Raw genomic sequence first — 25409 nt, forward strand, 5'->3', positions numbered from 1 at the left:
AGTTAGGAGCTTAATCATAAGAAACCTTGCCGCGACCTTTCTTGATATCTGAGCGGCCGGATTTGGCCTTGAGGCGACGTTCAATCGAGCCTTTGGTCGGTTTCGTTTTTCTGCGTGGCGGTGGCGGTGGTTCCGCTGCCTGTGTGATAAGAGCAATTATCCTTGTGCGTGCATCTTCCCGGTTTCGCTCCTGGGTGCGAAAGCGATTGGCTTCAATCAGGACATCACCATCTTTGGTGCCTTTCTGACCGGCCAGTTTGAAAAGACGGATGAGAACATCTTCCGGTAGATTGGAGCGTGCTGCATGAAAGCGCAATTGCACAGCGGTTGAAACCTTGTTGACGTTCTGGCCACCGGGACCGGATGAACGAATAAAACTTTCCTCCAGATCATCCTCAAGGATCGTCAGGCGGTTTGTTATGCGAATGATTTTGCGGCTCTCTTCCATAAGGGCAAGTGATACACCGCTTTTTATCCATTGCAAAAAGAAAACCCGGCCTTTCAGCCGGGCTTCCGCTCCTCCTCAGGATATTCCTTTGTTTATTCAGCCGCGACCTGGATCATTGGTGCTGCATTTTTTACGTCATGATCGACATGGCTTTCGAATTTCTCGAAATTGCTTACGAACATATCGACCAGTTTTTTGGCCTGTGCGTCATAAGCTGCCTTGTCGGCCCATGTTGAACGTGGATCGAGAATGGATGTATCCACGCCCGGCACTTCAACCGGAACGGCAAAGCCGAAATTCGGGTCAATGCGGAATTGTGCATTGTTGAGCGAACCATCGAGTGCAGCTGCGAGAAGTGCGCGGGTCGCCTTGATCGGCATACGTTTTCCAACGCCGTAAGCACCGCCCGTCCAGCCGGTATTGACCAACCAGCAATTAACCTTGTGCTCTGCAATCAGCTTGCGCAGCAGATTACCATATTCCGACGGATGGCGTGGCATGAATGGAGCGCCAAAGCAGGTCGAGAATGTTGCTTCCGGTTCTGTTACGCCCTTTTCCGTGCCTGCAACCTTGGCCGTATAGCCGGACAGGAAGTGATACATGGCCTGTGCAGGGGTTAGTCTGGCAATCGGAGGCATGACACCGAAAGCATCAGCGGTAAGCATGATGATATTCTTTGGCTGATTGCCGGTGCCGGTTTTGGAGGCATTGGGAATATAATCAAGCGGATAGGCGCAACGGGTATTTTCTGTGAGCGAACCATCATCAAAATCCGGCTCACGGTTTTCATCAAGCACTACATTTTCCAGAACCGTACCGAAACGCTGCGTGGTCGCATAGATTTCCGGTTCGGCTTCAGCTGAGAGACGGATAGTCTTGGCATAGCAGCCGCCTTCAAAATTGAAGACGCCATTTTCACCCCAGCCATGTTCGTCGTCACCGATAAGCGTGCGGCTCGGGTCAGCTGAAAGGGTGGTCTTGCCTGTACCCGAAAGACCAAAGAAGACCGCCGTGTCGCCATTGGGACCCTCATTGGCCGAGCAATGCATCGGCATCACGCCTTTGGCGGGCAGAATGTAATTCAAGGCTGTGAAGACAGATTTCTTGATTTCGCCAGCATAGGATGTTCCGCCAATCAGAACAATCTTGCGGGTCAGGTCGACTGCGATCACCGTTTCGCTGCGCACGCCATGGCGCTGCGGGTCTGCCTTGAAGGATGGCAGATCAATGATTGTCATTTCAGCGACAAAAGAGGCAAGTTCCGAGTGTTCTGGCCGGATCAGCAGATTGCGGATGAACAGTGAATGCCATGCATATTCGGTAATCGTGCGCACATTGAGCTTGTTGCCTTTGTCAGCGCCGCCGACAAGATCCTGGACGAAAAGCTCCTTGCCTTTTGCATGCTCAATGAAATCGGCATGAAGCAGATCAAAAGCTTCTGCTGTCATGGGTTTATTATTGTCCCACCAGACATGATCTTCGGTGTTTGCATCGCGAACGACGAACTTGTCTTTTGGCGAACGACCCGTGTGCTGGCCGGTGCGTGCAACAAGTGCACCCTGTGCTGAAAGCTCTGCTTCGCCGCGACGGATCGTCTCTTCATAGAGCCGCGCCGGCCCAAAATTATAAAAGACTGCGGACAGTTCCTTCAATCCTGAAGTGGAAATGGAAGCGGCAATATTATGGGTGCCGATCTCTTTCATGGTCTCTCCGCCATCTGGTTCAAAATTTCGTTGGTCCCGGTCAGTTTTAAACGGGATGGCTGTCAGAAACAGATTTATTAAATTAAATCAAATATTTAATCGATTTAAAAAATTGAAAATTTTTTTAAATCGTTTCGTTTTGATATTGGAGTCATGATTCACAGTCTGGAATTGTTCTCATTTGCATTAACCACCGGAAAAGATTCTTCCGAAGGACTTGCCTGTAAGTTAAGCCGTTGCCACATTTTGTACCTAATTTGTACTGCACAAGCGGGGCGACTATTATATGATCAATACGCTTAGGCGCGTTTGGTGATTTGCACCGCTGCTTTTACGGGGCGGTTAACAAAGGAGAAGGTCCGCATGAAGGAAGCTTCGGCAACGCAGACGATTGCGCTGGTCGACGATGACCGCAACATTCTGACCTCCGTTTCCATTGCTCTGGAGTCGGAAGGTTATCGCGTCGAGACCTATACGGATGGGGCTTCCGCTCTGGATGGCCTTTCGGCACGGCCACCGAATCTGGCGATTTTCGATATCAAGATGCCGCGTATGGATGGCATGGAATTGCTGCGCCGGCTGCGTCAGAAATCCGACTTGCCTGTTATCTTTCTGACCTCGAAAGATGACGAGATTGATGAATTGTTCGGTCTGAAGATGGGCGCGGATGATTTTATTACCAAGCCATTCTCGCAGCGTCTTCTGGTCGAGCGTGTAAAGGCGGTTCTGCGCCGCGTTGCTGCGCGTGACGGGACTGCAAAGCCTTCCGGCCAGCAGGCCAAGTCGCTTGAGCGCGGCCAGCTTGTCATGGATCAGGAGCGTCATACCTGCACCTGGAAGGGCGAACCTGTCACGCTTACTGTGACCGAATTCCTCATCCTTCATTCGCTTGCACAGCGCCCCGGTGTTGTGAAAAGCCGTGACGCGCTGATGGATGCAGCTTATGATGAGCAGGTCTATGTGGATGATCGTACCATCGACAGCCACATCAAGCGTCTTCGCAAGAAGTTCAAGTCGGTTGATGACGACTTCGAGATGATCGAAACGCTTTATGGCGTTGGTTATCGCTTCCGTGAAGCGTGATATAGCGATTATATTCGCCAGACATTTTTAGTCTGGCGATTTGTTGAAGAAGGCAAGATTGCAGCGACATGGTCGCCGAAACCCGCAAAGATAGCGCAATGACTATGAGAGAACGCAGGGCACGGCGGCAACGCTCGCTGTTTCTGCGTCGTCTTTTTGCGCCTTTTAACCGGTTTCTTGGCCAGTTTCTGTTTTCAAGCCTGACGCGTCGTATTCTGTTTCTCAACATAGCCGCCCTTGGCGTGCTTGTTTCCGGCATTCTTTATATGAATCAGTTCCGTGAGGGACTGATTGATGCAAAGATTGAGAGCTTGCTGACACAGGGAAAGATTATCGCTGCCGCAATTTCGGCTTCGGCAACGGTCGATACCAATTCTTTGATGATTGATCCTGAAAAGTTGCTGGAACTTCAGGCCGGGCAAAGCATAACGCCTTCTCCCGATTCACCCGATAACTGGGAATTCCCGATCAATCCTGAAAAGGTTTCTCCGCTGCTGCGTCAGTTGATTTCGCCAACCAGTACGCGCGCACGCATTTACGATCATTATGCCAATCTGTTGCTTGATTCCCGTTCACTTTATGCGCCGGCATTTGCCTCTGGTGGCTCGGTTTTCCGCTATGACCTTCCGCCGATTGATGAAGACGCGCCAAATATTTGGGAGCGTTTTACCGCCTGGTTCTCGCGTCTGTTTTACGGTGGTGGTTTGCCGCTTTATCAGGAACAGCCGGGTGGTAATGGCCTTGCCTATCAGGAAATTGTCAATGCGCTGAGCGGTTCACCGCAAACAGCGCAGCGGCGTAACCAGCAAGGTGAACTGGTGGTTTCTGTTGCCGTGCCAATTCAGCAGTCCCGTGCAATTCTTGGTGTATTGCTTTTATCCACCGAAGGCGATGATATTGATAAGATCGTTCAGGCAGAACGCATGGCGGTTTTCCGGGTCTTCGGCGTCGTTGCGGCTGTTATGGTGATATTGTCTCTGTTTCTGGCTTCAACCATTGCAAGCCCCTTGCGAAAGCTTGCTGCGGCGGCGGATCGTGTGCGGCTTGGCGTAAAAAGCCGTGAAGAAATTCCTGATTTTTCGGCACGTCAGGACGAGGTAGGGCATTTGTCGACCTCGATCCGTGCGATGACCGATGCGCTTTATACACGGATTGAGGCGATTGAAAGTTTTGCCGCCGATGTGAGTCACGAGCTTAAAAACCCCCTCACCTCCTTGCGCAGTGCCGTTGAAACCCTTCCGCTCGCGAAAAATGAAAACTCACGCAATCGCCTGCTCGATGTTATTCAGCATGATGTCCGCCGGCTTGATCGTCTGATTACGGATATTTCCGATGCGTCGCGTCTGGATGCGGAACTTGCGCGTGAGCATTCTGATCGTGTCGATATGAAGAAATTGCTCAATAATCTGACCAATGCGGCGCGTGAAGTGCGGCGCAACAAGATTGGCACCGAGATCGTTTTCAATACAGGCAAGCTGCCTGCCGGTAAGAAAGGTTTCTTTGTGGCAGGTCATGATTTGCGGCTTGGACAGGTTGTCAGCAACCTGATCGAGAATGCCCGCTCTTTTGTCCCGGAAGATACAGGCCGCATCGTGGTGACACTCAGTGGTGAAGGCAATCGCATACGCATTCTCGTTGAGGATAATGGTCCCGGTATTCCAATTGAAAATATTGAACGTATTTTCGAGCGTTTCTATACAGATCGTCCGACTTCGGAAGCTTTTGGCCAGAATTCCGGTCTTGGTCTTTCGATCAGCCGCCAGATTATCGAAGCCCATGGCGGCACCTTGAGCGCTGAAAATATCACCAGTCCGAATGATCCGGATCAAATGCTGGGTGCTCGCTTTATCGTTGATCTGCCAGCCACGACATGAGCCTGATATGACGCCGGAAGAGCACAAGAGCGGACTCCATGCAACAACCGTACAATTGCGGGGGTGTGGCGTCATGCTGATGGGGCAATCGGGTGCAGGAAAAACAGAGATAGCGCTCTCGCTGATTGAGCGTGCCTCTATGCGCGGCGAACCGGCTTCGCTTGTTTCTGACGATCGTACTTTGCTGCATGTGGAGGATGGCAGGCTCATAGCCAGCGTTCCTGATTCTCTCGCTGGAGGCGTCGAGATTCGCGGTGCTGGCTTATTCACTGTTGCTTATGTGAAACAGACGCCTCTCGATCTTGTTGTCAATCTGGTCAGCCGCGAAGAGGCTGAACGCTACCCCAGTGGTGAAAACTGGCAGTTTGAAGCTATTGAAATTCCGCGTCTTCTATTGCCTGCACTCTCGTCAAACAGCGATTCTACCGCGCTTTCGCGTGCTATCGAGGCTTATCTCTTTTATAAACCATGGCCATAAATTTCTGTTTGAAAAATGCCTGCGGCTGCGGCATTTTGCTTTTTTTAAGGCAAATGTGAAATTTTTCACTTGCTATCATGATTTGCCCTGCCAAGATGCACAACTCGTCGGCTGGGTTCCGGCGAGTTTTTGTGTCATCTGCGCTCTATGAATGGGTATGGCGGCGGGCACGTGACAGGAGCTTTTAAAGTATGATCGGACTCGTGCTTGTTACGCACGGAAGGCTGGCCGAAGAGTTTCTTCATGCTGTAGTGCATGTGGTTGGCCCGCAGGACAATTTCGAGACCGTATGTATCGGTGCCGAAGATGATATGGAACAGCGTCGTCGTGATATCGTCGATGCTGTGGGCCGTGCCGATAATGGTAGTGGCGTCATCGTTCTGACCGATATGTTTGGCGGAACTCCGTCCAATCTTGCGATTTCTGTGATGGAAGAAGGCAAGATCGAAGTTATTGCAGGTGTGAATCTGCCTATGCTGATCAAGCTTTCCAGTGTTCGTATCGGCGGGGATATCAAGACAGCCCTGCGTGAAGCGCAGGATGCAGGACGCAAATATATCAATGTTGCAAGTCAGGTCCTGACCGGAAAGTAATTCATGCATCCCACTGTGCTTGTCACTGGCGAATATGATGCCGATAGCGCTGCGGTCCGGTCTTTCGAGATCGTGAACAAGCGTGGACTGCATGCACGTGCATCCGCAAAATTTGTGCAACTGGTAGACGGCTATAATGCGCATGTGCGCGTCAGCAAGGATGGTGTGAGCGTGGGCGGCACATCAATCATGGGGCTGATGATGCTGGCAGCTTCCCCGGGTTGCTGCATTGAAGTTCGCGCATCGGGTGAACAGGCAGAAGCGGTGCTTGATGCGCTGCAAGCCCTCATTGCCGACAAGTTCGGTGAAGAAGCCTGAAATTCTATGATCTTCACAAGTTGATATGCAGACATAAAGAACTCTTTATGTTGCGTTGTGTAGTTTGTTTGAATCTGCTAATCAGTTCGCCAAGCTGAAGCCTGTTGTTTTTTCTTTTGTAAATCAGGCTTCAAAATCAATTTGATTGGAGCAGATGATGACCGCAAATCAGGATTTTGTCGTTAAGGATCTTGGTCTGGCCGATTGGGGTCGCAAGGAACTTGATATTGCTGAAACTGAAATGCCGGGCCTGATGGCTGCACGCGAAGAATTCGGCAAGTCGCAGCCGCTCAAGGGTGCGCGTATTTCCGGCTCGCTGCATATGACAATCCAGACAGCCGTTCTGATTGAAACGCTCAAAGCGCTGGGCGCTGATGTGCGTTGGGCATCGTGCAATATTTTTTCGACGCAGGACCATGCTGCGGCAGCAATTGCAGCGACCGGTACGCCGGTTTTCGCCATTAAGGGCGAAACGCTGGAAGAATATTGGACCTATACCGACAAGATCTTCCAGTGGCCGGATGGTGAACCATCAAACATGATTCTCGATGATGGTGGCGATGCTACCATGTATATTCTGATTGGTGCGCGTGCCGAGGCTGGCGAAGACGTTCTTTCCAAGCCGGAAAGTGAAGAAGAAGAAGTTCTTTTTGCCCAGATCAAAAAGCGTATGGCTGAAACGCCCGGCTTCTTCACACGCCAGCGTGATGCGATCAAAGGCGTCACCGAAGAAACCACCACGGGCGTCAACCGTCTTTATCAGTTGCAGAAAAAGGGCCTCCTGCCCTTCCCGGCAATCAACGTCAATGACAGTGTCACCAAGTCAAAATTTGACAATAAATATGGCTGCAAGGAATCGCTGGTTGACGGTATCCGCCGCGGTACAGACGTCATGATGGCTGGCAAGGTTGCTGTCGTTTGCGGTTATGGTGACGTTGGCAAAGGCTCGGCTGCATCGCTGGCCGGTGCGGGAGCGCGTGTAAAGGTTACGGAAATTGATCCGATTTGTGCGCTTCAGGCTGCAATGGATGGCTTTGAAGTTGTGACCCTTGATGATGCGGCTCCAACTGCTGATATCGTGATTTCGACAACCGGCAACAAGGACGTCATCACGCTTGATCATATGCGTAAGCTCAAAGATATGGCGATTGTCGGTAATATTGGTCACTTTGATAATGAAATTCAGGTAGCGGCCTTGCGCAACCTGAAATGGACCAATGTGAAGCCACAGGTTGATCTGGTTGAATTCCCGGATGGCAAACGCATTATTCTCCTTTCGGAAGGACGCTTGCTTAATCTTGGCAATGCAACCGGTCATCCAAGCTTTGTCATGTCGGCATCCTTTACCAATCAGGTTCTTGGTCAGATCGAACTTTTCACGCGTACTGATGCGTATAAAAACGAAGTCTATGTTCTGCCAAAACATCTTGATGAGAAGGTCGCACGTCTGCATCTCGACAAGCTGGGCGCTAAACTTACCGTGCTTTCTGAAGAACAGGCGGCTTATATCGGTGTTACACCGCAAGGCCCGTTCAAGTCGGAACACTACAGGTATTAATTGCCTGTTAACCATACTGCTACATCTTGTAGGCCGGACAGCATAACGCTGCCCGGCCTTTATTTTTACGTGTAACATGCTTCACGTGGAATCCCCGGGAGGGTATTGTGAAGACGAATCAATGTGTTTTGACGGGTGTTTGCGTTCAGCGTTTTTTGCCATTTTGGTCGAAAAACGGTTGGGCTGTTCATTCGTGAAACATGTCTGGCTCTTTGCATAAATGTGATGTTGAAGAGACAGAATGACGTTTTTTGAAATACGGCGGCATCTTTTAAGGATTGGCAGTCGGGCGGCGGAGACACGGAAAATATGCCAGGAGTCGGCTCAACGCAGAGTTTGCGAAGAAAGCCTGTAATCAGCGCAGACAGGCAGCTGAAAGCATCGCTTTCACTTGGCCTTCGCCCTCTCAAACGGGTTATTCTCAAGACTTCGGCTTCTTTTTTAGCACTTGTTGCGGCTGTTCCGGCCTTTGCACAAGATTCTGAAAATCCGGCACGTATTGCCCTGCCTTTTGGTGGCAGTGTTGGCGCTTTTGAAGTCATCCAGTTTTCAATATTTCTGGGTGCTATGGGGGCCGCTCTTCTTTCGGCTGGATGGCTGATCCGTGATCGCTCCAAAACTGCCAATGAAAACAAACAGTTGCTTTCACGTCTTTCGGACATGAATCTGGTGGCTCAACGCAACGAAGCACTGCTTAATCTTAAAGATCAGCGTGCTGTCATTTGGGATGCGCATGCCGAACGTGCCGATTTGGTTGGGCAGTTACCTTTTGACAGTGGTGCGCCACTTGACCGCTCGCATTTTCTGGCTTTTGGCCGCTGGTTGCGACCGCAATCGGTTGCAGCACTTGAACGGGCAGTCTCTGCCTTGCGTGAACAGGCTCATGCTTTCGATCTGACGGTTGAAACGAACAATGGTACGCTGCTTGATGTCTATGGTCGTACCTCTGGAAGTTTTGCAATCGTCCGTTTTCTCGCCCTTCAGGGTGTGCAGGCGGAACGCGCAGCACTTCAGGCGCAAAATCGCGAGCTTTCAGAAAAGCTGGCGCTTCTTCGCCACCTGCTCGATCGCCTTGAACAACCGGTCTGGGTGCGCGGTGCAGATGGCCGTCTGGAATGGGTCAATGCCGCCTATGCGCGTGCTGTTGATGCTGTTGATAGCAATCAGGCGACTTCTGAGCGTCGCGAGCTGTTTGGTGCACAGGCGCGTCAGCGTCTGGAGCGTGACCGCTTTGCCGAACCGGATCTTTATGAAAAGCTGCCTGCCATTGTGCGTGGTGATCGTCGTATTTTTGATGTGACTGATGTAAGTTCCGAGGCCGGTTCTGCCGGTCTTGGCTTTGATTTGAGCGAAATTGAGCAGGTGCGTGAAGAATTAAACCGCACCTTGAAAAGCCATGCCGAGACGCTTGATCAGCTTTCCACTGCTGTGGCGATTTTCGATCCTGATATGAAGCTTCAATTCTTCAATCAGGCTTTTGTGTCGCTCTGGTCGCTTGATACAGCCTGGCTGGAAACCCATCCGAGCAATACGCTGCTGTTTGATCGTCTTCGTTCGGAAGGCAAGCTGCCGGAACAGCCGGAATGGCGTAAATGGAAGGATTCCATGCTTGCAGCCTATCGTGCGGTCGAGCCGGAAGAACATATGTGGCATCTGCCCGATACCCGTATCCTGCGCGTGGTGGCCAATCCGCATCCGCAGGGCGGCGTGACATGGTTCTTTGAGAACATGACTGAGAAGTTTGAGCTTGAAGGTCGTTACAATACCCTGATCAAGGTGCAGGGTGAAACCCTTGATCATCTTGGCGAGGCTGTCGCGGTGTTCGGCTCTGACGGTCGGTTGCGCCTGTCTAATCCGTCTTTTGCTGATCTCTGGTCGTTGCCGGCGGCCATTACGGTTGAAGGCACGCATATTTCGACCATTTCCAAGCTGTGCAGCCAGCGCGGTGGTGATGGTGTCTGGGATGATTTCATCTCCGCTGTTACCGGCTTTCTTGATGAGCGCAATGGCCATATGGGACAGGTGGAGCTGGATGATGGCGTCATTCTTTCCTATGCTGTGGTGCCATTGCCAAAAGGTCAGACGATGCTGACCTTCATCGATGTCACTGATACAGTGCGTGTTGAACGGGCGCTCAAGGAAAAGAACGAAGCGCTGTCGCTTGCTGACCAGATCAAGAATGATTTCGTGCAGCATGTGTCCTATGAGCTGCGCTCGCCTTTGACCAATATCATCGGCTTTACCGAATTGTTGCAAACGCCAGCCTTTGGCTCGCTTAATGAACGCCAGCTCGAATATCTCGATCATATCGGCACATCATCAGCGGTGCTTCTGACAATCGTCAATGATATTCTCGATCTTGCTACGGTCGATGCAGGCATTATGCAGCTTGATATTGATGATGTTGCCATCATGGACGAGATTTCAGCAGCAAGCAAACGTGTGAGTGAGCGTTTGCAGGAGCATGACATTGCGCTCAATGTCGATATTGCCGATGACGTCGAAAGTTTCAGGGCCGACGCCAATCGCGTGCGTCAGGTGCTGTTCAATCTTCTGTCCAATGCTTCCAATTATGCGCCGGAAGGCTCGACAATTTCGCTACAGGTTGTCTGCGAAGGTACAGATATCCTGTTTGCCGTGCATGATGACGGGCCGGGGATGCCGGGCGATGTGCTTGATACTGTGTTCAAGCGCTTTCAGGCCTATCAGAATGGTGGCCGCAGACGTGGTGTCGGGCTTGGGCTTTCCATCGTGAAAAGCTTTGTGGAGCTGCATGGCGGGCGTGTGGAAATTGAAACCGGTGCGGATATCGGTACAACCGTCATTTGTCGCTTCCCGGCGGAAGCACGCAGCTTCCGTGTTGCTGCCGAATAAGGTAAAGGGGCTTTATGAGCACCCTGATCCGTAATTTGGAATTTTTCCTCCCCGATGAAGCCGCGACGAAGCGCTTTGGCGAAGATTTCGCCTTGGCATTGGCTAAAGGGGATCTTGTTACTTTGTCCGGCGATCTCGGTGCCGGAAAATCCTCGCTGGCCCGTGCCATCATTCGCGCGATTGCCGATGATGAAGGGTTTGAAGTACCAAGCCCGACATTCACGCTGGTGCAGAGCTATGAGGCGCTGCGTATCCCTGTTGCTCACGCCGATCTTTACCGGATTTCGCATGGCGAAGAGCTGGATGAGCTGGGACTTGTCGAGTTTCTTGATGATGGCGTTGTGCTGTCGGAATGGCCGGAACAGGCAGAAGGCTTTTTGCCGGAGCCGAGCTTTGCCGTCACATTGACCCATGAAGGGGCAGGGCGGCGCATTGCAATTAGCGGGCCAGAAGCTGCGATTGTACGTCTTGAACGCACACTGACAATCCGTGCTTTTCTTGAAAACAATGACCGGGCAGGTGCCACACGCCGCTATTTGCAGGGCGATGCTTCCCCACGCAAATATGAGATCATCGACAGTGCGCATGGGGTCGAGATTCTGATGAATGCGCCGTCGATGCCCGATGATCCACCGTTGCGTAACGGCAAATCCTATCGTCAGCTTGCGCATATTGCTGAAAATATTCAGGCTTTTGTGGCTATTGATAATCTGCTTGCGCAACATGGCCTGCATGTGCCGGAAATACGGGCTTTGGATATTGATGCAGGTCTGTTGATCCTCGAAAATCTGGGCACGGAAGGCATTCGTGCACCATCAGGGGAACCTGTGACTGAACGCTATCAAGCGGCGGGGCGATTCCTTGCGCATCTTCACGGGGTTCAATGGCCTGATCATGCGCCGGTTGCAGGCTATCCCGATCACATTATTGCAGGCTTTGATCGCGAGGCAATGATGATGGAAGTGAGCCTTGTCGGTCAATGGTATGCGCCTCGCATCATGGGGCGTAAGCTGACAGATGCGGAAATACAAGCCTGTGAAGCGGCATGGAACAAGGTTCTTGATGACATTGCTGATTGCGAAAAAAGCTTGCTTTTGCGCGATTATCATTCGCCAAACCTGTTTTGGTTTGCGGATGCAAAAGGCATAAATAAAATCGGAACAATCGATTTTCAGGACGCGATGATCGGGCCTGCTGCCTATGATGTGGCTTCACTGGCGCTTGATGCCCGCGTGACGATTACGCCGGAGCTCGAAAAGGCAGTGGTTGATGCCTATTGTGATGAACGCCGCAAGCTTGGCCATGCTTTTGACGAAGTGGCTTTCCGCAAGGCCTATGCTGCGATGGGGGCACAGCGCAATGCCAAGCTGCTGGGCCTGTTTGTGCGTCTTGATGAGCGTGATGGCAAACCGCATTATCTTGCGCATCTGCCGCGTATTCACGATTATCTTGACCGCGTTTTAAAGCATCCGGTTATGGCGCCGGTCGCCCGCTGGTTTGATGATCTCGCATTGCTGGAGAAACAATGACACGTCCTGATACAGCAATCATGCTTGCGGCAGGCCTTGGCAAACGCATGCGCCCGATCACCGAAACCAGCCCCAAGCCTTTGGTCAAGGTTTCCGGCAAGCCGCTGATCGACTGGGGGCTGGATGCGCTGGCATATGCAGGCGTTGAAAAGACAATCGTCAATGTGCATTATTTAGCCGACCAACTGATTGATCATCTAGGTCACCGTTCAGCGCCAAAAATCACGATCTCCGACGAGCGGGATCTGCTGCTCGATTCCGCAGGTGGCATTATCAATGTTCTGCCACAGCTTGGGATGAAGCCTTTCTATGTGCTCAATGCCGATACGTTCTGGGTGGGCGATGAGAAGCAGCCGAATATTACGGCGCTGGCGCATGTCTGGGATAGCGCCCGCATGGATATACTTCTCATGACGGCAAGGCTCGATCAGGCAACCGGTTTTGAGGGCAAAGGCGATTTTATTGCAGATAATGAAGGCCGTTTGCGCCGTTTGCGTGATGTTGCCGGTGATCCCGTTATCTATGCCGGTGCTGCAATCATCCACCCGCGCATTTTTGAAAATGCACAGACAGGTGTTTCATCGCTTAATCGCTATTTTGATGAAGCCATTGCAGCCGGACGGCTTTATGGTATGCCCATGACCGGGCATTGGCTGACTGTGGGAACCCCGGAAGCAATTGGCGAGGCGGAGGCTGTGCTATCGGCTTTGGCGTGAAGAGGGAATTGATATGAGAGCACCAAAACTGTTTTCCATTCCTTCTGGTACGCCTTTTTTGCCAGCTTTTGCCAAGGCACTTCTGGAAGGCCGTTTGATCGAAGGCTTTCCCGGCAATGCCGCTGATCCGCTGGCATTGGCGAATGCAACCATCTATGTGCCGACGCGCCGTGCAGCGCGTGCGCTTCGCTCCATTCTGGTTGATATGAATTCGGCTAAATCTGCAATCCTTCCGAGCATTCGCCCGCTGGGCGATGTGGATGAAGATGCGGCTTTTTTCAATGCGGCTACATCCGGCATATTCGATCTCAATCCGCCCATTGGCAAGGCTGAACGGCTGTTGCTTCTGGCGCGGCTTATACGCCCGTGGCGTGAATCGCTGCCTGCGCATGTGCGGGCACTGTTTGGCGTCGATGATGTTTCGGTTCCCGCAACAACCTCTGATGCGATTTGGCTGGCGCGTGATCTGGCAAGCCTTATGGATCAGGTTGAAACCGACAATGCCAAATGGAGCGAGCTTTCAAGCATTGCGCCTGATGATCTTGCCGACTGGTGGCAGGTCACGCTTGGTTTCCTTGATATTGTCACCAAAATCTGGCCGGAAATTCTTGAAGAACGCAAGCTTTCAAATCCGGCTGCGCACCGCAATGAACTGATCTGGGGCGAGGTGCGGCGACTGCGTGATCATCCGCCTCAAGGCCCAGTGATTGCTGCGGGTACCACAGGCTCTATTCCCGCAACCGCTGAGCTTGTCTCAGTGATTGCCACGCTGCCGCAAGGTGCTGTGGTTCTGCCGGGGCTGGATCGTGATCTTGATGAGGGCGCATGGAATCTTCTGGGCGCATCAGACGATAATCCGTCAACCTTCGGCCACCCGCAATATGGTCTCCATAAGCTATTGCAGACTATTGGCGTTACCCGTGATGATGTCGGGCATATTGAAGATATGCCGGTTAAAAAGCGCGTTCTGGAGCGCGTGGTCAGCGAAGCCTTGCGTCCGGCGGAAACCACCGATGCATGGAGCCTGCTGGAGCGTGATACGCAGATGCACTCACAGGCATTGCTTCAACATGCTGGCCATATTGATCTGATTGAAACCGCTAATGAGCGTGAGGAAGCATTGGCAATTGCGCTGGCACTGCGCGATGCGATTGATGATGAAAAAAAGACCGCAGCATTGGTCACTGCCGACCGTAATCTGGCGCGCCGCGTGGTGGCGGAGCTGGCACGTTTTGGCATTGACGCCGATGATTCCGGCGGTCGTCATTTGCGCGATATTGAAACCGCGACGCTGATGCGTCTCATGGTTGAAACCGTGTTTAATCCCGGTGATCCGGTGGCATTACTGGCGCTGGTCAAACATCCGATGCTGCGGCTGGGCGGCAAACGCATCGAGCGCCGGCTGGCTGCGGAAACACTTGAGTTGCTGGCATTTCGTGGTGGAACGGGCCGGGCATCAATTCTCGATCTGCCTGCATTTTTTGACCGTCGTATGGAAGAGAGTGCCAATCAGTCATGGCAACCGGCATGGCATTCAACTGTCTCGCCTGACATGATCGAGGCCGCGCGTGCACTTTGCGTGAGCCTTTCTGAAGCTGTGGCGCCATTGGCACCTTTTGCAACCATTAACCGGCGAACGGAAATAGGTGAGATCAGCCGCGCCACTGTTGAAGCACTCGAAAATCTGGCGCGTGACGAAAATGACAGCGTCGCACGCTATTATTCGGGCGAGCATGGTGAGAAGCTTGCTTCTTTCCTGCGGCAATTGGTGTCGAGCGAGGCGGGACTGGATTTTGAGGCCATTGAATGGCCAGCCATTCTCGAAGCACTGATGTCGGACGAAACCGTCAAGCCGCATCCGGGCGGACATCCACGTGTTTTTATCTGGGGTGCGCTGGAAGCGCGTTTGCAGACCATGGATACGCTGGTGATCGGTGGTCTTAATGAAGGCACATGGCCTGCCAGAACACGTAATGATCCTTTCATGTCGCGCCCGATGAAAGCGATGATTGCGCTTGATCCGCCTGAGCGCCGTACCGGCCTTGCAGCCCATGATTTCCAGATGGCGCTTGGCATGGATCATGTCGTGCTGGCGCGCTCGCAGCGATCCGATAATGCGCCGACCATTCCATCGCGCTGGTTGCAGCGGCTTGAAACGGTGCTGGGTGCTGACGTGACGAAGGATATGCGCTTGCGTGGGCAACGTTATATCCATTGGGCACGCGAGATTGATCAGGCGCCCGATGTGCCTTTCGTCAAGCGCCCGGAACCAAAGCCGCCGGTTTCTGCCCGACCCAGACATTTTTCAGTTACGGAAATCGAAACCCTGCGCCGCGATCCCTATGCGATCTTTGCCAGAAAAATTCTGAAACTGCGTCCGCTCGAGCCGCTGATCCGTGATCCGGCGGCAGCAGAACGCGGAACGCTGTTTCACGATATTCTCGGGCATTTCACGCAAGAGGGAATTGACCCGCTTGGTGAGGATGCAGCCGTAAAGCTTGAAGAATTTGGGCGGTATTTCTTTGCTGAAATGGACCTGCCCATTGAAATTGAAGCAGTCTGGTGGCCGCGCTTTACTGCACTCATTCCGCAGTTCCTCGAATGGGAACGCGAACGTGCATGGAATGTTCAGACCCGCTTTGCCGAAATTGCATCCGACAAACGCGAAGTCGAAAGCCTTGGCATTACCTTGTCAGGCCGTGCGGACCGAATTGATCTGATGCGCGATGGAACCGCGGAAGTGATCGACTATAAGACCGGCTCCACGCCATCGCCAAAACAGGCGCATGTGCTTTTGTCGCCGCAATTGGCGCTGGAGGCAGCCCTTCTTGCACGCGGAGCATTCCGCGAACTGGGCGCGGTTCGTGCGTCTGATCTCACTTATGTGCGATTGCGGGCAGGCGGCGAGGTGAAACCGGAATCGATTTTGAAAATCGGCCGGCCACCATCGGAAAAGACTGCACCTGCCCTTGGCGAAGAGGCATGGCAGCGTCTGGCGCAATTGCTCATTGAATATCAGAATCCGGCTAAGGGTTATCTTTCCCGTGCGTTACCATTCAAAGAAACAGAGCTTTCGGGTGATTATGATCATCTGGCGCGTGTGCTGGAATGGTCTGCTGGTGGCGATAGCGGCGGGGAGGGCGGCGAATGAAAAAGCAACGTATCATTCCAGCCGAAACAATCGCAGCACAGGCGAGTGCCGCCAATCCTCTGGCTTCTGTCTGGGTGTCAGCCAATGCTGGCTCCGGCAAGACCCATGTTCTGACCGAGCGGGTTATCCGGCTGCTGCTCGAAGGCACCGATCCATCGAAAATCCTCTGTCTCACCTATACCAAGGCTGCGGCAGCCGTCATGCAGAACCGTGTCTTTGCCCGATTGTCCGAATGGGCAATGCTGCCGGATGAAGATCTCACTGACAGGCTGATCAAGCTTGAGGGCAGGCGTCCGGGGGCTGCACGGCTTGGCGTGGCACGCAGGCTTTTTGCACGTGCACTTGAAACGCCAGGTGGTCTGAAAATCCAGACCATCCACGCATTTTGCGAAGCGATCCTGCATCAGTTTCCGCTTGAGGCAAATATTGCAGGCCACTTCGAGATGATGGACGACCTCATGCAGGTAGCCCTGATTGGCGAAGCACGGCGCACCCTGCTTGAGGCTGCATATGGCGGTGGCGACCCGGAACTGGCTAAAGCTTTTGCCGATGTGATGCAGGCTGCGGGCGAGATGGGTTTGCAGGCATTGCTTGATGAAGCCATTGCTCGTCGCAATGGCTTGCAGCACTATATTGCAGCCCTTGGTGATACGACTCAGCGCAGCGAGACTTTGCACCGGCATTTCCGCTTTCGGCCAGATACACGCGAATCCGATTTGCTGGACGATATGTGGCCGGTGCCGGAATTTTCCGACGATGCACTTGATCTCATTTTGTCGATCCAGAAGGGTGCGGCACGTGCACATGATTTTGCCTTGCAGCTCAAGCAATATGGCAAGGTCAAAAGCAGCTTCGGCAAGGAAGCCGTTTTACGTGCTGCTTTCCTGAAAACGACCGGCGAAGCAAAATCCGGCTCTTATGTAGGCTCGGCTGCCGTCAAAAAGCTGCTGCCGGATTTCGAGGAAGATTTTAATGCCGCAGCAATGCGCGTTGAACTTGGCCTTGATAAGATCAAGGAATTGCGGCTGATCCGGCTTAATCTGAGCGCACTCACGCTGATAGACAATCTTCTGCAACGCTATCATGATTTAAAGCGTAGGCGCGGCTTGCTAGACTTTGAAGACCTGATCACCCGTACCGTGGCGCTTCTGGCGCGAAATGGGGCAGGGCAGTGGGTTCAATACAAGCTTGATCGCGGCATTGATCATATTCTGGTTGATGAAGCACAGGATACCAGCCCTGACCAGTGGCAGGTTATCCGTATGTTGTCGGAAGAATTTTTCTCAGGGCTGGGCCAGCGCAATGTCAACCGCACATTGTTTGCGGTAGGCGATGAGAAGCAATCGATCTACTCGTTTCAGGGCGCAATACCGGAAGATTTTGCAGCGCAGGGTAAGGCGGTCAGCCGGAGAGCTGCGGATGCAGAGCTGAAATTCGAGCGTGTCAGCCTCAATTTCTCGTTCCGTTCAACGCCTGATGTGTTGCAGGCCGTGGATGAGGTTTTTGCACGTCCCGAGGCCAATCGCGGTCTGTCGGGTGCCACCGTTCACTCCGCTATTCGCGATCAGGAGCCGGGCGAGGTGGAAATCTGGGATATGCTGACGCCGGAAGTGGTGGAGGAGCCTGACGACTGGCGCGAACCGGTTGATCATTTGCAGGCGCCTGCAATCAAACTTGCCGAACAGATTGCATCTACCATACGCTACTGGCTTGACCGTGGCGAAACCATTCCGGGGCAGAACCGCAAACTAGCGCCGAAAGACATTATGGTGCTGGTGCGCAAGCGCGACCAGTTCATGCCGGCGCTGTCGCGTGCGCTTAAAAATCTATCCGTGCCGGTGGCGGGTGCCGACCGGCTCAAACTGACAAGCCATATTGCCATTCAGGATCTGATGGCGCTGGGGCGTTTTGTGTTGCAGCCCTCTGATGATCTGTCGCTGGCCTCGCTTCTCAAAAGTCCGCTATTTGGCTGGGATGATGACAGGCTGTTTGCGCTGGCTCATCCGCGTAAGGGGGCTGAAACGCTGTTTGAGCGGCTCTATCATGCATCCCTTGAAGACCCGGCGCTTATTCCGGTGCACAAGACGCTGAGCCGCTGGCGCAATATGGCTGATACAATGCCTATTTTCGAGTTTTATGCGCGAATTTTAAGTGCAGATGGTGCAAGGCGAAAGCTGCTTGCACGGCTTGGACCGGAAGCAGGCGATATTATTGACGAATTCCAGAACTATGCGCTGTCTGCTGAACGCGCTGGTCTGCCGGGTATGCAGGCATTTCTGGAAACACTCGATGCTGCTTCCCCGCAAATCAAGCGTGAACTGGATCAGGGCCGCAATGAAGTGCGCATTATGACGGTGCATGCCGCCAAGGGGCTTGAAGGGGCTGTGGTATTTCTGGTTGATCCCGGCAATGCCGTCTGGAGCGGAACCCGTGCGCCAAAACTCATTCCCTTTGATCTCACCAATGATGGGCCACAGGTGAATGGCTATCTCTGGCAACCCAATTCTGGCTATCAGACGGGCTTTCTTGCTTCACAGATTGAAGGTCTCAAGACACGGGCAGAAGAAGAATATCGCCGCCTGCTTTATGTCGGCATGACACGTGCGGAAGACCGGCTGATTGTCTGTGGTTATCGCGGCTCGCGTGAAAGCGGCGAGACATGGCACCGGCTGGTTGAGGATGCGTTGGTAAGCCAAGCCGAAACCTTTGTGCATCCGGTTTCAGGCGTCGCAGCCCGACGCTATCGCAACACGCCGCGAAGTCTGACAGAGATTGCAGAGAAAGAGGTGGAAAAATCGGTAGAGTTTTCGCCACTGCCGCTCGAATATCTTGCCCCCGTAAAGCCCGAACCGGGACTGCCGCGTCCGCTTGCGCCATCCGGTGCATCGGCCTTGATTGAAGCAGATGAAGAGCCACCGCTCGATATATTATCGCCGGTTCTGGGACAGGACGGCGCGACATCGGCTTTCGCGTTAAGGCGCGGCACGGCAATCCATATGCTGCTGCAATATTTGCCGGAAGTGGCCGAGAAAGAGCGTGAGAAGCTCGCACAGGACTATCTCGCACGCATTGCTCCCGACTGGCCGGAAATCGAGCGTGAGCGAGCATGGATCAGTGTCGCGACTATTCTGACTGATCCGCAATTCGCGCCGGTCTTTGCCAGCGGATCACGTGGTGAAGTTGCCGTGATGGGCACGATCACGCTTGGCGGAAAAGATCACGCTGTTTCAGGCCAGATCGACCGGATCAGTGTTGATGAAAATCGTGTGCTGATCGTGGATTACAAGACCAATCGTCCGCCGCCAAAGACTGTTGCAGCCGTACCTTTCGCTTATCTTGCGCAGTTAGCACTTTATCGGGAATTGCTGGCTCCCCTTTATCCGGGAAGGGTTGTCGAGGCGACTTTGCTCTTCACAGAAGGCCCGTATTTGCTGCCATTGCCGGAAGCTATAATGGATGAAGCGCTGAAAGCACTTGGCGACTCTCAAGCAAAGGTTACTAACCAGAACTTGACGGATGGCAGTCAACACGCCACATGATATAGTCAAAGGAGTGATTTCTCAGTGAGTCTTTCGCTCTCAAACAGATATGAGGATAGCCCTATGGCAACCGTAAAGGTCGATAACAGCAATTTTCAGTCGGACGTTCTTCAGTCGAGCGAGCCAGTCGTTGTGGATTTCTGGGCTGAATGGTGTGGTCCTTGCAAGATGATTGCGCCGGCTCTGGATGAAATCGCCGCTGAAATGGCTGGTCAGGTCAAGATCGCCAAGGTCAATATCGACGAAAACCCGGAACTCGCAGCGCAGTTTGGCGTTCGTTCGATCCCGACCCTGCTGATGTTCAAGGATGGCGAACTTGCAGCCAATATGGTGGGGGCTGCTCCAAAGAGCCGCCTTGCTGACTGGATCAAGACTTCCGCTGCTTAATCAGCAAATCTTTGAGATAAAAAAACCGGCTTTTGAGCCGGTTTTTTTGTTACATAGGTGGCGTGCCATTGTCGCGCAGTACTTCGCCTGCCAGATAAAGCGAGCCGCCAATCAATATGCGCGGCGGTGCTTCATCATGCGCCCATGTATCGCGCAAAATCTTGAGCGCATTCTCAACCGAATGCACTGGCTCTGCCGAAAGTCCGGCCTTTTGCGCACTGACTGCCAGTTCGCTGTTTGAAATTCCCGCATCACTAGACGCAATAGGTACTGTGAAAACATGGCGTGCCATGCCTGCAAAAGCTTCAAAATAGCCGACAGGGTCTTTGGTGTTGATCATGCCGGTAATCAGGAACAAAGGCCGGGTAGAGCGCTCTTCAAGATCGCCAAAGGCTTCCGCAATCACCATGCCTGCGCCGGGATTATGCCCGCCATCAAGCCAGATTTCTGATGCCGTTGGTGCGAGATCAACAAGCGTGCCATGGGTCAGGCGCTGCATGCGTGCGGGCCAGTCCACAACCATCATGGCTTTTTCAGCCGCCTTTTCGGTAATGGTGAAACCAGCCATTTGTACGGTCTCAATGGCAGCAGCAGCATTGGCAAGCTGGTGACGACCCGGCAGGCGCGGCAGCGGCAGATCGATCAACCCGTCTTCGTTCTGGAAGACCATACGGCCATGTTCTTCAAAAGCGAAAAAATCCTGACCATAGATTGAAAGCGGACAGTCTAGCCGGTCGGCAGTTGAGATCAATACTTCACGGACTGCATCAAATTGCTGGAAGCCGATGACAACAGGGCAGTCTTTTTTGATGATACCGGCTTTTTCAATGGCAATCAGTTCAACACGATCGCCCAGAAATGCCTGATGATCGATCGAAATCGGCATGATCAGCGACACGGCAGGTTCTGCAATGACATTGGTCGCATCAAAGCGTCCGCCCAGACCGACTTCCATAATCACGACATCAGCCGGATGCTCGGCAAACAGCACAAAGGCAACCGCAGTGAGTATCTCGAAAACCGTAATGTGTTTGCCATCATTGGCGGCTTCCACGCGCTCGATTGCTTCCGCCAGAACATCGTCGGAAACAAATTTTCCGCCATTTTTTGAAGCGATTCGATAGCGCTCGTGCCAGTTGACGAGATGCGGCGAGGTATGAACGTGAACACCAAAGCCGCTCGCTTCCAGAAGCGCACGACAGAAAGCGCTGGCCGATCCCTTGCCGTTAGTCCCGGCAATATGGATGACGGGCGGCAGATTGAGGTGCGGATTACCGAGCTTTTCCAGAAGACCGCGAATGCGGTCCAGCGAAAGATCAAACCCTTTGGGATGCAATTGCATCAGCCGTTCGATGACGGCATCCGCTTTTCCTGCCACAATTATGCCGCCTTGTTGTCAGCTTCCGGCTTCTCTGGTGAAGACGCGGTTACGGGAGTATCGCTATTGGCTGGCTGGCGCATCATGATTTTAAGCAGGCTTGCAATGGTTGATTTCAACTCAAGGCGCGAAACCACCATATCGACCATGCCATGCTCCATCAGATATTCAGCGCTCTGGAAGCCTTCTGGCAGCTTTTCGCGAATTGTCTGTTCAATAACGCGCGGACCGGCAAAGCCAATCAATGCGCCCGGTTCAGCAATGTGAATATCGCCAAGCATTGCATAAGAAGCCGTCACCCCGCCCGTTGTCGGATTGGTGAGAACGACGATATAGGGCAATCCGGCTTCTTTGAGCATTTCCACCGCAACAGTGGTGCGCGGAAGCTGCATGAGCGACAGGATGCCTTCCTGCATACGTGCGCCACCCGATGCTGCAAACAGCACCAGCGGACGCTTGAGTTCAATCGCCTTCTGGAAGCCCTGAATGATCGCTTCACCGGCGCCCATGCCGAGCGAGCCGCCCATGAAACCGAAATCCTGAACGGTTGCGACAATCGGCAGACCTTCAATCGTGCCAAGACCATTGATGATCGCATCTTCCATGCCGGTGCGCGAACGATAATCTTTCAGGCGGTCGATATATTTTTTCTCATCGCGGAATTTGAGCGGATCGACTGGAACTTTCGGGCTTTCCAGTGTCGTATATTCGCCATTGTCGAAGAAGAAACGCAGACGATCCTTACTCTTGATGCGCATGTGATGACCCGAACCCGGAATCACGAACTGGTTGCTCTCAAGATCCTTGTGGAACACCATTTCGCCGGTCGATGGATCTTTGATCCAAAGATTTTCCGGCATTTCGCGACGTCCGAGCATCGAATTGATCTTTGGACGAACGTAGTTGGTGATCCAGTTCATGACGTTTGGTTCCGTTTCTTGTTCTTCAGAAAACTCGTTATTCTACGCATGTCATTATCGGAAATTGGCTTCCCACTTTTCCGCGACATGCTCTGACTGCTTAAATGGACGATTCATTGGGCAGCTTCAAGGCGTGTTGCGCGAACACTCTCCGCCAATGCACTGACAAGTTTAGTGACAGCAACTACCGGATCGCCCTTAACCTTGCCGTGATCATTGAGTTCACCCGCTACAGCATTGACAATTGCCGTGCCGACAACCACGCCATCGGCGGCTTGTGCAATGGCTGCCGCCTGTTCCGGTGTTTTCACTCCAAAGCCGACACAGATCGGCAGATCGGTGCTCTTTTTGATATGGCGTACGGCATCTGCCACGCGACTGGTATCGGCAATGGCTGATCCGGTAATCCCGTTCATCGAGACGTAATAGACAAAGCCAGACGAATTATGCAGCACCTTTGGCAGGCGCTTGTCGTCAGTGGTCGGCGTTGTCAGACGGATGAAATTGAGACCGGCCTGCATTGCCGGAATGCAGAGTTCCTTGTCCATTTCAGACGGCAGATCGACAATGATAAAACCGTCAATGCCCGATGTTTTGGCATCAGCAAGGAAACGCTCGACACCATAAATGTAAATCGGGTTGTAATAGCCCATCAGGACGATTGGCGTTGTGTCGTCCTCTTTACGGAAATCGGCTGCCAGTTGCAGGGTCTTTTTCAGCGTCTGGCCAGCTTCAAGCGAACGAAGACCTGCTGCCTGAATAGCAGGACCATCGGCCATCGGATCAGAAAAAGGCATCCCAAGCTCGATTACATCCGAACCTGCTTTTGGCAATGCCTTCATCACAGCAAGCGATGTCGCATAATCCGGGTCGCCACCCATGAAATATGTGACCAGTGCCGGACGGCCTTCGGATTTGAGCGATGCAAATTTGGTGTTGATGCGTGTCATGCTCATATCCTCACATTTCCATGCCGAGCAATTGCCCGACCGTATGCACGTCCTTGTCGCCGCGACCGGACAGATTGACGATCATGATCTGATCCTTGTCCATGGTTGGGGCCATTTTGACAGCCTGTGCTATGGCATGTGCTGATTCAAGCGCCGGAATAATGCCTTCGGTGCGCGTGCAGAGCTGGAAGGCTTCCAGTGCTTCCGTATCAAGGATCGGCACATAGTCAACGCGGCCACTGTCTTTAAGCCATGAATGTTCAGGGCCGACGCCCGGATAATCAAGACCTGCGGAAACCGAATGGCCTTCAAGAATCTGGCCGTCTTCATTCTGCAACAGATAGGTGCGGTTGCCATGCAATACGCCGGGGCTGCCTGCATTCATCGATGCGCAATGTTCATTGCCGTCAAGTCCATGGCCGCCTGCTTCAACGCCAATGATTTTCACCGATGAATCGTCAAGGAACGGATGGAAAAGGCCGATGGCATTTGAGCCGCCGCCGACGGCTGCAATCAGCACATCTGGCAGACGACCTTCCTGTTCAAGAATCTGTTTGCGTGCTTCTGTGCCAATGACTGACTGGAAATCGCGCACGAGTTCAGGATAGGGATGCGGTCCGGCTGCGGTGCCGATCAGGTAATAGGTGTCTTCAACATTGGTGACCCAGTCACGCAGCGCCTCGTTCATGGCATCTTTCAGCGTGCCATTGCCAGCGGATACGGGTTTTACCTCGGCACCCAGAAGCTGCATGCGGAAAACATTTGGCTTTTGACGTTCAACATCGGTGGCGCCCATATAGACCACGCAAGGCAGACCGAAGCGGGCTGCAACGGTTGCCGAGGCAACGCCATGCTGTCCGGCACCTGTTTCCGCGATGATGCGGGTTTTGCCCATGCGCTTGGCAAGCAATATCTGACCCAAACAATTGTTGATCTTGTGACTGCCGGTATGGTTCAGGTCTTCGCGCTTGAAGTAGATTTTTGCGCCACCCAAATGTTTGGTCAGGCCTTCGGCATAATAGAGTTTTGAGGGGCGACCGGCATAATGCATCGAGAGATTGGCAAGCTCGGCCTGAAACTCAGGATCGTCCTTTGCCGTTTCATAGGCTTCCTGCAATTCAAGGATCAGCGGCATCAGCGTTTCGGCGACAAAGCGACCGCCAAAAATGCCGAACATGCCTTCTTCATCCGGGCCTGTCTTGTAGGAATTGGGTTCAACCGGCTTGTTCAATGCTGCCACTCCGTCATGTGCAGGCTATTGTCTGGCATGAGAGACAGCCTGAAAGAAATCATCAATGAGACGCACGTCCTTTTCACCGGGTGCGCGCTCAACACCGGACGATACATCGATACCCGGCGCATGCGTTTTGTGCAGCGCCTCGGCAATGTTGCCCGCATTCAATCCACCGGAAAGCATGTAATCGACGTCCGCGTCAAGCGTGTCGAGCAATGCCCAGTTAAACGATACACCATTGCCGCCCGGAAGATCAGAACCTTTTGGCGGCTTGGCATCAAAAAGAAAGCGGTCCGCAATCCCCTTATAGGGCGCGATGATTTGAAGATCCTCAGCCTCGCGAATGGCAAAGGCTTTGATCACCGGCAGGCAATAGCGTTTTTTCACATAAGCCACGCGCTCAGGCGTTTCATGGCCGTGAAGTTGCAGCATGTCAGGCTTCAATTCACGCATGATTTCATCAAGCGTTTCATCATCTGCATCAACGGTTACAGCAACCACTTTTGCGCGATCCTTAGCTGCCTCACGCAGGCGACCGGCATCAGCGGGTGTGATATGACGCGGGCTTTTTGGAAAAAAGATAAAGCCAATATGCGTCGCTCCGCTATCCAGGGCAGCATTGACTGCTTCGGGCGTTTTGAGACCACATATTTTTATATCCAAAACCATGGCGTTT

The 25409-nt window shown here is 52.9% G+C and carries 19 protein-coding genes; 12 read left to right on the top strand and 7 right to left on the bottom strand.

Annotated elements, in window-relative coordinates:
- Positions 1-10 precede the first annotated feature (10 nt).
- Both arfB and FHY56_RS15635 read right to left on the bottom strand, forming a co-directional pair.
- Positions 11-448 (bottom strand): alternative ribosome rescue aminoacyl-tRNA hydrolase ArfB, encoded by a 438-nt coding sequence (gene arfB / locus FHY56_RS15630; RefSeq protein ID WP_140906113.1) that lies wholly within the window; start codon positions 446-448, stop codon positions 11-13.
- Positions 449-540: 92 nt separating this feature from the next.
- Complete coding sequence (locus tag FHY56_RS15635) at positions 541-2151, bottom strand: phosphoenolpyruvate carboxykinase (RefSeq protein WP_140906087.1); 1611 nt, start codon at positions 2149-2151, stop codon at positions 541-543.
- A gap of 363 nt (positions 2152-2514) precedes the next feature.
- Here FHY56_RS15635 and FHY56_RS15640 point away from each other — a divergent pair, with 363 nt between their 5' ends.
- The 12 genes from FHY56_RS15640 (at position 2515) to trxA (ending at position 20251) form a co-directional block, all read left to right on the top strand.
- On the top strand, positions 2515-3234 hold the full coding sequence (locus FHY56_RS15640; protein ID WP_140906088.1) for a response regulator transcription factor: 720 nt from the start codon (positions 2515-2517) through the stop codon (positions 3232-3234).
- A gap of 68 nt (positions 3235-3302) precedes the next feature.
- Entirely contained in the window at positions 3303-5108 is a 1806-nt protein-coding gene (locus tag FHY56_RS15645) for a stimulus-sensing domain-containing protein (RefSeq protein WP_140906089.1), read from the top strand.
- A 7-nt stretch (positions 5109-5115) separates the two neighbouring features.
- Positions 5116-5586, top strand: coding sequence for an HPr kinase/phosphorylase (locus tag FHY56_RS15650; RefSeq protein WP_140906090.1), 471 nt, complete (start codon positions 5116-5118; stop codon positions 5584-5586).
- 191 nt (positions 5587-5777) lie between these two features.
- Positions 5778-6179, top strand: a complete 402-nt coding sequence (locus FHY56_RS15655; RefSeq protein ID WP_140906091.1) for a PTS sugar transporter subunit IIA — start codon at positions 5778-5780, stop codon at positions 6177-6179.
- Positions 6180-6182: 3 nt separating this feature from the next.
- Complete coding sequence (locus FHY56_RS15660; protein WP_140906092.1) at positions 6183-6497, top strand: HPr family phosphocarrier protein; 315 nt, start codon at positions 6183-6185, stop codon at positions 6495-6497.
- A 157-nt stretch (positions 6498-6654) separates the two neighbouring features.
- Positions 6655-8055: an adenosylhomocysteinase gene (gene ahcY / locus FHY56_RS15665; RefSeq protein WP_140906114.1), complete on the top strand. Its 1401-nt coding sequence runs from the start codon at positions 6655-6657 to the stop codon at positions 8053-8055.
- 309 nt (positions 8056-8364) lie between these two features.
- A complete protein-coding gene (locus FHY56_RS15670; protein ID WP_140906093.1) occupies positions 8365-10929 on the top strand; it encodes a sensor histidine kinase in 2565 nt (854 codons plus the stop codon).
- 14 nt (positions 10930-10943) lie between these two features.
- Positions 10944-12458, top strand: coding sequence for a tRNA (adenosine(37)-N6)-threonylcarbamoyltransferase complex ATPase subunit type 1 TsaE (gene tsaE, locus FHY56_RS15675; protein WP_140906094.1), 1515 nt, complete (start codon positions 10944-10946; stop codon positions 12456-12458).
- Positions 12455-13174, top strand: coding sequence for a nucleotidyltransferase family protein (locus FHY56_RS15680; RefSeq protein ID WP_140906095.1), 720 nt, complete (start codon positions 12455-12457; stop codon positions 13172-13174). The genes tsaE and FHY56_RS15680 overlap by 4 nt, the downstream gene beginning before the upstream one ends.
- Positions 13175-13187: 13 nt before the next feature.
- Complete coding sequence (addB, locus tag FHY56_RS15685) at positions 13188-16325, top strand: double-strand break repair protein AddB (protein WP_140906096.1); 3138 nt, start codon at positions 13188-13190, stop codon at positions 16323-16325.
- Positions 16322-19864 (top strand): double-strand break repair helicase AddA, encoded by a 3543-nt coding sequence (addA, locus tag FHY56_RS15690; RefSeq protein ID WP_140906097.1) that lies wholly within the window; start codon positions 16322-16324, stop codon positions 19862-19864. The genes addB and addA overlap by 4 nt, the downstream gene beginning before the upstream one ends.
- Positions 19865-19927: 63 nt before the next feature.
- Positions 19928-20251 (top strand): thioredoxin, encoded by a 324-nt coding sequence (trxA, locus tag FHY56_RS15695; RefSeq protein ID WP_140906098.1) that lies wholly within the window; start codon positions 19928-19930, stop codon positions 20249-20251.
- A 49-nt stretch (positions 20252-20300) separates the two neighbouring features.
- Here trxA and FHY56_RS15700 read toward each other — a convergent pair whose 3' ends face one another.
- The 5 genes from FHY56_RS15700 to FHY56_RS17995 all read right to left on the bottom strand — a co-directional run bounded on the left by FHY56_RS15700 (position 20301) and on the right by FHY56_RS17995 (position 25402).
- Positions 20301-21593, bottom strand: coding sequence for a bifunctional folylpolyglutamate synthase/dihydrofolate synthase (locus FHY56_RS15700; RefSeq protein WP_193556800.1), 1293 nt, complete (start codon positions 21591-21593; stop codon positions 20301-20303).
- 38 nt (positions 21594-21631) lie between these two features.
- Complete coding sequence (gene accD / locus FHY56_RS15705) at positions 21632-22549, bottom strand: acetyl-CoA carboxylase, carboxyltransferase subunit beta (protein WP_140906100.1); 918 nt, start codon at positions 22547-22549, stop codon at positions 21632-21634.
- A 113-nt stretch (positions 22550-22662) separates the two neighbouring features.
- Complete coding sequence (gene trpA / locus FHY56_RS15710) at positions 22663-23499, bottom strand: tryptophan synthase subunit alpha (protein WP_140906101.1); 837 nt, start codon at positions 23497-23499, stop codon at positions 22663-22665.
- Between the two features lie 10 nt (positions 23500-23509).
- Positions 23510-24730 (bottom strand): tryptophan synthase subunit beta, encoded by a 1221-nt coding sequence (gene trpB / locus FHY56_RS17990; RefSeq protein ID WP_193556798.1) that lies wholly within the window; start codon positions 24728-24730, stop codon positions 23510-23512.
- Between the two features lie 24 nt (positions 24731-24754).
- Complete coding sequence (locus tag FHY56_RS17995) at positions 24755-25402, bottom strand: phosphoribosylanthranilate isomerase (RefSeq protein ID WP_193556799.1); 648 nt, start codon at positions 25400-25402, stop codon at positions 24755-24757.
- Positions 25403-25409: the final 7 nt, after the last annotated feature.

The sequence above is a fragment of the Brucella gallinifaecis genome, assembly GCF_006476605.1.
Taxonomy (GTDB): domain Bacteria; phylum Pseudomonadota; class Alphaproteobacteria; order Rhizobiales; family Rhizobiaceae; genus Brucella; species Brucella gallinifaecis.